The sequence below is a fragment of the Martinezella tropici genome (assembly GCF_003287875.1).
Classification (GTDB): Bacteria; Pseudomonadota; Alphaproteobacteria; order Rhizobiales; family Rhizobiaceae; genus Rhizobium; species Rhizobium tropici_C.
The window spans coordinates 71,826-79,083 of the sequence record NZ_QMKK01000032.1; the positions used below are offsets into that span (position 1 = coordinate 71,826).

Consider the following 7,258-nt stretch of genomic DNA (forward strand, 5'->3'; position numbering starts at 1 on the left):
GTCCCCATGCAATCAACAGACTGCTTGGTTCGAAAAGACCGACATTCGTGACCCTGACAGACGGGTTGCACCTGCGCCTTGGTCGGGATTTTCAGAAGTCTGAAATGCGGCCTCTCGGATGCGCACGTCCATTATCTAACCCCGCGAAACCGCTTGCCTTTGCTAAACAATGAGACTGTCGAAAGCTTTCAGGACGGTGACATCAAACAATTGTGAGCGCCGCGAGCGGCACATCGTGTACTATAGCGGCATGAAACCCACCGCTTTATCCTCCTCTAACGACCTGTCGCGCGACGACGAAGGCGTCGATTTCGGTCGCTATCGCATCTTTCCGCGCCTGCGCCTGATCCTGCGCGACGGACTTAAGGTCGACATCGGCACGCGCGCGTTCGATGTTCTCTGGGTTCTCGTCCAAGCGGGCGGTGAACTCGTTTCGAAAGATCAGCTCATCGACACCGTTTGGTCGGGCGTTGTCGTAGAAGAGAACAACCTCCAGGCCCAGATGTCTGCCATTCGGCGGGCGCTTGGTTCGGATCGTGGCATGATTCGGACCGAGTTCGGTCTCGGCTATCGGTTGGCCGCTAACGGTCAAGACCTGTCCAGCTCCAAAGCCGAACTTCCGGAAGATCGGCGATCGCATGTGCGCGGTCTTCCTGTTCCGCTGACGTCGCTACTAGGACGTGCAGCGGATCTGCGCGACATTGAGCGAATGTTCGATAGAGGCCGTATTGTCACGATTGCCGGCACCGGCGGTGTCGGAAAAACGCGCGTTGCGCTGGAACTCGGCCGGCGGATGGGACTCCAGTTCAAAGACGGCGTCTGTCTTGCCGAGATGGCCAAAATCTCGGAAGACGAGCTGGTGAGCCCGACCCTCGCAGGCGCTCTGCAGATGTCTTCGTCTGATATCGAGCGTGCGGATCGGATCGAGACAAACCTCTCCACCCAGCAATTCCTGCTGATCGTTGACAATTGTGAGCATCTGGCCGGGCCGCTCGCGCGCCACGTCGAAATGATTCTGAGACATGGGCCCTTCGTGAAGGTTCTGATCACAAGTCAGGAGCCCCTTGGGTTGGAGGGCGAGCAAGTCTATCGCCTGGCGCCGCTCGCCGTGCCGCCGGCAGGCACGCACGATCTCGATGCCGCAATAACCTACCCAGCTTTCGAACTATTCGCGGAGCGCTCCGCCGCAATTGCGCAAACGCGCGAGCTCAATGTCGAGGCTGCGAGCAGCATATGCCAACGGCTTGATGGGCTGCCCCTTGCATTGGAGCTTGCGGCCGCTCGGGTTGCGACCCTCGGCGTTAGCGGCGTGCTGGCCGGTCTCGACGACCGTTTCAATCTTTTGACGGCTGGGCGCCGGACCGCCTTATCCAGGCATCGCACACTCCGGGCAACGGTGGATTGGAGCTACCATTTGCTGAGCGAGGGCGAACAGCGGCTGCTTCGTCGCCTAGCGCTTTTCGCGTCAAGTTTTGATGCGCAGGCGGCACGAGCGGTTGCAACGCCGGAGGATGACGATCCCTGGCTCAGTCTTGATCTGCTAGGAAGCCTGGTTGAAAAGTCGCTGCTTCTCCTGGATCTCAATAGGTCGGTCCCACGCTATCGTTTTCTGGAAAACATTCGCTTCTACGCGCTGGAGAAGCTCGCGGAGAGTGGCGATGTTGATACCACGGCCGAACGGCACGCGCGCTATTTTCTAGAGATGGCCCGGCGCGCTTCGGACGACTGGAAAACCCTCCCCACGCAGGAATGGCGCGCGACCTATGCGGATGTGATCGACGATCTGCGGGCCGCCTTGGACTGGTCTTTTTCCCCGAACGGAGACCTGCCCACCGGGATGAGTACGCTGGCGAACGCAACGCCTTTTTGGATCCAGCTGTCCCTGCACGACGAATGCCGTCGGCGCATTACCCTGGCCCTTGCTCATCGCTCCGCGACACTCGATAAAGAACACGAGATGTTGCTGCTGGCTGCGCTCGGAACGGCGCTCAGTTGGGCCATTGGGCCAGTCCCCGAAACCGGCGCGGCTTGGCACAAGGCTTTGACATTCGCCCAGGAATTGAATGCGAGCGAGACCGCACTGCAGGCACGTTACGGTCTTTGGCTTTACAATTTAAGATGTGGGCATTACGAGGCGGCGCTCGAACACGCAGAAGAGCTGCTGCGGCGGTCTTCGTTGTTGCACGATCTCGAAGCACGTGCCGTTGGCCAGCGGATTTCCGGCGTCGCTGAGCATTTCTTGGGTAACCATGATCGAGCGCGCGAACTTATCGACAGCAGTCTCCACTGGTTCGACGCAAACCGCCCTCAGCAGGCCTTTCGGTTTGGGCTCGACCAGCGGATAGCTGCTCTCGCTTTTCTATCGCGCGTGCTATGGATCCAAGGCTTCGCTGACGAAGCCAAGGCGATGAGCCGAACGGCGGTGAGCGAAGCGCGCCAGCTCGACCACGCCAACACACTCTGTTGCGCGTTGGCAGAAGGCTGGTGCACCGTTAGTGCGCTTGATGGCGACTTTGGTGCTGTCCGGAGCGAAGTCAAATGTCTGCAGCACATTGCGCGCGAACACGGGCTTGGTTTTTGGAACACCTATGGTGATCTTTTCGAGCTATGGGCTCAGATGTCCGACGAAGGATGCGTCCCCGCCTCGCGCCTTGCGGCAGCCCTGACTTCCATCGAACGCCTAGGCTTCGATCCGGAATACTCGGTATTGCTTAGCGATATTGTGCTAGCCGCTCACCGGGAAAAGCTTGATCTCCGTGCATTTTCTTCGGTCACCGCACATTTCAGCTCTCCATGCCGTGAGACCATGAACTGGGGTGAGCCTGAATTCCAACGCATTAGTGCGCATTTGCAGGCATCAAACGACGTCGCGCTGATATGCCTCAGGCGCGCCCTCGCCATCAGCCGCCAACAAAAGGCGAAAGCCTGGACGTTGCGGATCGCGACCGAACTCGCCGAACTTCTCGCCGATCAAGGGCAGCAAGAGGAAGCAAGGACGGCGCTGGCGGCGGTTCTTGATGATCGGCCTCTCACGAGCGCGGCGCGGGACCTGGCGGCTGCAAACCTTGTTGCAGCGCGCTTGGGACTGACCTTCCTAAGGGCGGCTCCTAGCCAAGATGGCATCTGACGATGAGGTAGCGACCTCATTGCTGTTGCAATTCTTCAGAGGTCTGAAATTCGTTCGCAAAGAACGGCATCAGTGACACTGACAATCTTGGGCTCCGCTGAGTCATGTTATCCCCGGCAATGGAAAGAACAAGCGTTGGCTCATGCGTCTTCGTGCCGAAACAGTCTTCAGTGGCACGCGTCACACGCAGTACCCGTGGCAGTGTATGGAGCCCCCGATGCATACAACAGGTGATTTCCCGGAAGATGGACGCGGAGGCGACGGCGGTGGCCTTGCGCGCCGCTCAATCCTGCAGGGCTTGGCCGGCGCAGCGTTACTTGGCGCTTCCTGCTCGCGGGTCATGGCTGCCCCGCCGGGTATCAACACCGATAGCGATCCTTTGGCTGGTTGGCAGGGGCTGCCAAACGCCGCTCACTATTCCGATCCGCGCGTAAGGGCTCTCGCCTATGCAATCCTTGCGCCCAATGTCCAAAATCTTCAACCTTGGATGGTGCGCCTGGTTGGCGACGATTCGCTTCTGGTCTTTGCGGACCTTTCGCGGCGCCTTCCCGTCAGCGATCCGCCCGATCGGCAGCTCACGGTTTCATTTGGCACGTTTACCGAGTTGATGTGCGTCGGAGCCAGCGTCGATGGCTACCGTCTCGAGATAAAGCCATTCCCCAATGGGGCGGGTACCGCCATGCTCGACACGCGTCCCATCGTTGCGATCCGATTTGTCAGGGACGCGACGGTGCAACCCGATCCTCTCGTCGAGCATGTGTTGACGAGATCGACAAACCGGCTCCCTTTCGACCCAACTGTCAGAGTGACAGCCGAGCAAATCGATAAGCTCCGCGCTCAAGCTATTCGTTCCGGATTGCTACAAGGAACGGCTGACCCAGCTTTCGCCAAGCGTATAAGAGACATTGCGCGCAAAGCGTTTCTTCTGGAGATGTCTACTGCGGGCGTACGTCGCGAGCTCGTCAACTTGACACGTATTGGTAAGGCCGAGCTCAGTTCTTATCGATGGGGTCCGGCGCTTCTGGGACCGGCTGTCGAGGCTGCTATCGCCGACGGCTCGATGACCAGAGCATCGCTCGATGACGTGACCAGCGCGCGTTATCGCGCCGGTGTCGAGTCCTATCTAGGGGCTGTTGACACCGGTCAAGCCTATTTTTGGATAGCTACAGCCAACAATAAACGCGAGTCCATGTTTGAAGCCGGCCGAGAATGGGCTCGTCTTCATCTTGGAGTGACATCGATCGGTCTCAAGCTTCAGCCACACAGCCAGGCTCTGCACGATTATCCAGAAATTGCTGAACTAAAGACCCAGCTTCACGATCTACTCGGCGTCAGTCCTCCGGCACGTATCCAAATGCTGGGACGGGTTGGTGCGGCGGCCGTCGCCCCTCACTCTCCTCGCGAAGCCATCTCCTGGCGGTTGCTCGCCTGAAGCCGACCCTTCCTGCCTCGCACCATGCCCGGTGCGAGGCGGCGTGGCTTGGATCTGCGAAAAACCGTCAGACCCGAAGATCATCAATTCTTTCGCCTGCGTGATTTCAATCGAGCTTGGAGGTGCAGCAGGATAGCTCATTGAAGGTGGAAAGCTGAATTGGTCAAACGAAAATGCCCCGCACAAAATGTCCGGGGCAATCTTTCATGACTCGCATAGAGTAGGAAGGGCCTCTCTTCACATCAGGCTTAATCAGAACTCCGACCACTCCTGCTGGAGACGTTTAAGCGCAGCATTGCCCTGCGTGACGGGAGCGGGGCGAGCAGCAGGCCGACCGGCTGTCGGGGCCGAGGCAAGCCGGGCCACGGACTTCGCCTGTGGCTCAATGCGCTCGGTTTCGCCTGTGCGGAACGCGCTCAGGAGCTCTCCGAGACGCTTGCTTTCCTCGGCCAAACCTGCGCCGGCCGCATTCATCTCTTCAACCATGGCGGCATTCTGCTGTGTCGCCTGATCCATGTGATTGACAGCGCTGTTGATCTCCGAAAGCCCCATGGACTGCTCCTGAGCGGCCGTTGCAATCGCATCCATGTGCTGATTGATCTGCAGGACCAGGTCGGCAATAGCTGCGAGACCCTCGCCGGTGTCGTTGACGAGTTTCACGCCTTCGCCGACGGCGACTTCGGAATTGCCAATCAGAACCTTGATCTCCTTGGCGGCATTGGCCGAACGCTGGGCCAACTCGCGGACTTCCTGGGCGACGACGGCGAAGCCCTTGCCTGCTTCACCCGCACGTGCTGCCTCGACGCCTGCGTTGAGCGCAAGCAGGTTGGTCTGGAAGGCGATCTCGTCGATCACGCTGATGATCTGGCTGATCTGCTTGGACGAATGCTCGATCCTGCCCATGGCATTGACGGCATTGTTGACGACCTGGCTGGAGTTTTCGGCCCGCGACCGGGCGCCGCGTACCAAATCACGGGCATCGCCAGCCCGCTTGGAGGTCGACTGAACATTGGCCGTAACCTCTTCGAGCGCCGCTGCCGTCTCTTCCAGCGAGGCGGCCTGCTGCTCCGTGCGCTTGGAAAGATTATCGGAAGCCTGCGAAATCTCGTAACTGCCGCTGTTTACGAGTGACGCGGCGTGGCCGACCTGAGACATCGCAGCGCGCAACTGGCTGACCGACGAATTGAAATCGTGACGCAGAGCTTCGAACTGCGCAGCCAGCGGCGTTTCGATCTCGCACCGCAGGTCGCCGGATGCCAAATGACGAAGTCCTGTCGCAAGCGAGCCCGTAGCCTGCAGCAGCCGCTCTTCGGCCTCTGCTTCGGCGCGGCGCTGGACTTCGAGGCGTTCGTTCTCCGATGAAATGCGTGCCTCGGCGGCTTCGGCTTCGAGCGCCTTGTTGCGCAGAGCTGCCTGCTGGAAAATCTGGACAGAACGCGCCATGGCGCCGATCTCATCACGCCGTTCGACGCCACCGATCAAGACCGAGAGGTTGCCTTCGGCGAGTGCGGTCATGGAATGGGTTAGCGCGCCCACGGGCCTGGTGACGCGAAAGATGATGACGCAGATGCCCGTAATGCTCAGAACCACGGAAACAAGGAAAGTGAGCCCGTAGGCGATCAAGCTGACGAACGCATCATTCTGGCTGGCGGATGCGTTCGCGACCATGCCGTCTGCGGCTGCCGCGGCGGTGTTCGTGATGGTCAGAAGGGCGGCGTTGCCAAGCGGGCGCCAGTCGTCAAGGGGCATGGCCTTCTTCTCACCAGCTGCGAACTTCGCAAGCAATGCACTGTGTTTTGCTGCAAAATCACCGTTGAAGAAGGTCGCGCTGCTGACTTTATAGGCGTCTCTGACGACCTGTGGTGTCGACGGATGATTGACCAGAGTACCGATCTGTTCCCAGGTGAAATTCGCAGTGTAATCGAATTGTTGGATCTTGCTGACGTCCTCGGGCTTCATCGCCTCTCCGGAGGCGAGCGTGTTGACGAACAACAGGTTTGCAGCCCCAGCCGTTGCGCGCGTGTACCATGTCAGTGCACGGATCTGAATGAGTGCCGTCATTGAGGGATCACTCGTGCGGATCCGGCTTTCGACGGCGGTCGAACCTGCCTCCAACGCGGTCAAGAGCTGCTGACCGAGGTCCAGCGTCGTGGCTTGCAGTGTCGGGTCGCGATCAGCAAGCTTCCTGGCGACTTCGCTGTCGAGCTTTGAGCGGAATGCAACTACCCGATCATAGGCGTTCATGACGTCGGCAATCGGGGCTTCGAGCGCCTGGTCGTCGATATCTGCAAAGACCGATTTTGCGTCACCCATATATTTGTCGACGATGCCCCTATCCTTTTTCAACAAGGCGAGCGTTGCATCTTGCGAGCCAAGCTCAAGTTTGGCGAGCGACGAGCCGTCACCTCGCTCGTTGCGAAAGTTGGCGAGTGTCTGGAAGAGCGCGCGGTCGAGCAAGGTGAACTTCGAGACGTCGGCATACTTGCCTGCATCGCGATAGGCATCAAGCGTCGACGATCCCGTCAGCACACATAGAGCGATGCTGAGAAAAAGGAAAATTCCAACAAGTATATTGCGCAGAGAAAAAATCATAATTGCTCACCTACGTTCGGGGTGCCATGACGCTAACCCGCTTCGCCAAACCCGTATTTCTGGAGCTCTTGTGGTGAAACTTCTAAAAGAAAAGCAGTCCGTGAGCC

At 59.0% G+C, this 7,258-nt stretch carries 3 protein-coding genes; 2 read left to right on the plus strand and 1 reads right to left on the minus strand.

Annotated features, from left to right (window positions below; genetic code table 11):
* Positions 1–250: 250 nt before the first annotated feature.
* Together DQ393_RS13025 and DQ393_RS13030 are read left to right on the plus strand one after the other, a co-directional pair.
* The gene (locus DQ393_RS13025; RefSeq protein WP_181592341.1) at positions 251–3,127 is read left to right on the plus strand and encodes an ATP-binding protein; all 2,877 of its coding nucleotides are present in this window, start codon (positions 251–253) and stop codon (positions 3,125–3,127) included.
* A gap of 217 nt (positions 3,128–3,344) precedes the next feature.
* Positions 3,345–4,559, plus strand: a complete 1,215-nt coding sequence (locus DQ393_RS13030) for a hypothetical protein (RefSeq protein WP_146758978.1) — start codon at positions 3,345–3,347, stop codon at positions 4,557–4,559.
* A gap of 252 nt (positions 4,560–4,811) precedes the next feature.
* Here DQ393_RS13030 and DQ393_RS13035 read toward each other — a convergent pair whose 3' ends face one another.
* On the minus strand, positions 4,812–7,151 hold the full coding sequence (locus tag DQ393_RS13035; protein WP_112342126.1) for a methyl-accepting chemotaxis protein: 2,340 nt from the start codon (positions 7,149–7,151) through the stop codon (positions 4,812–4,814).
* Positions 7,152–7,258 lie beyond the last annotated feature (107 nt).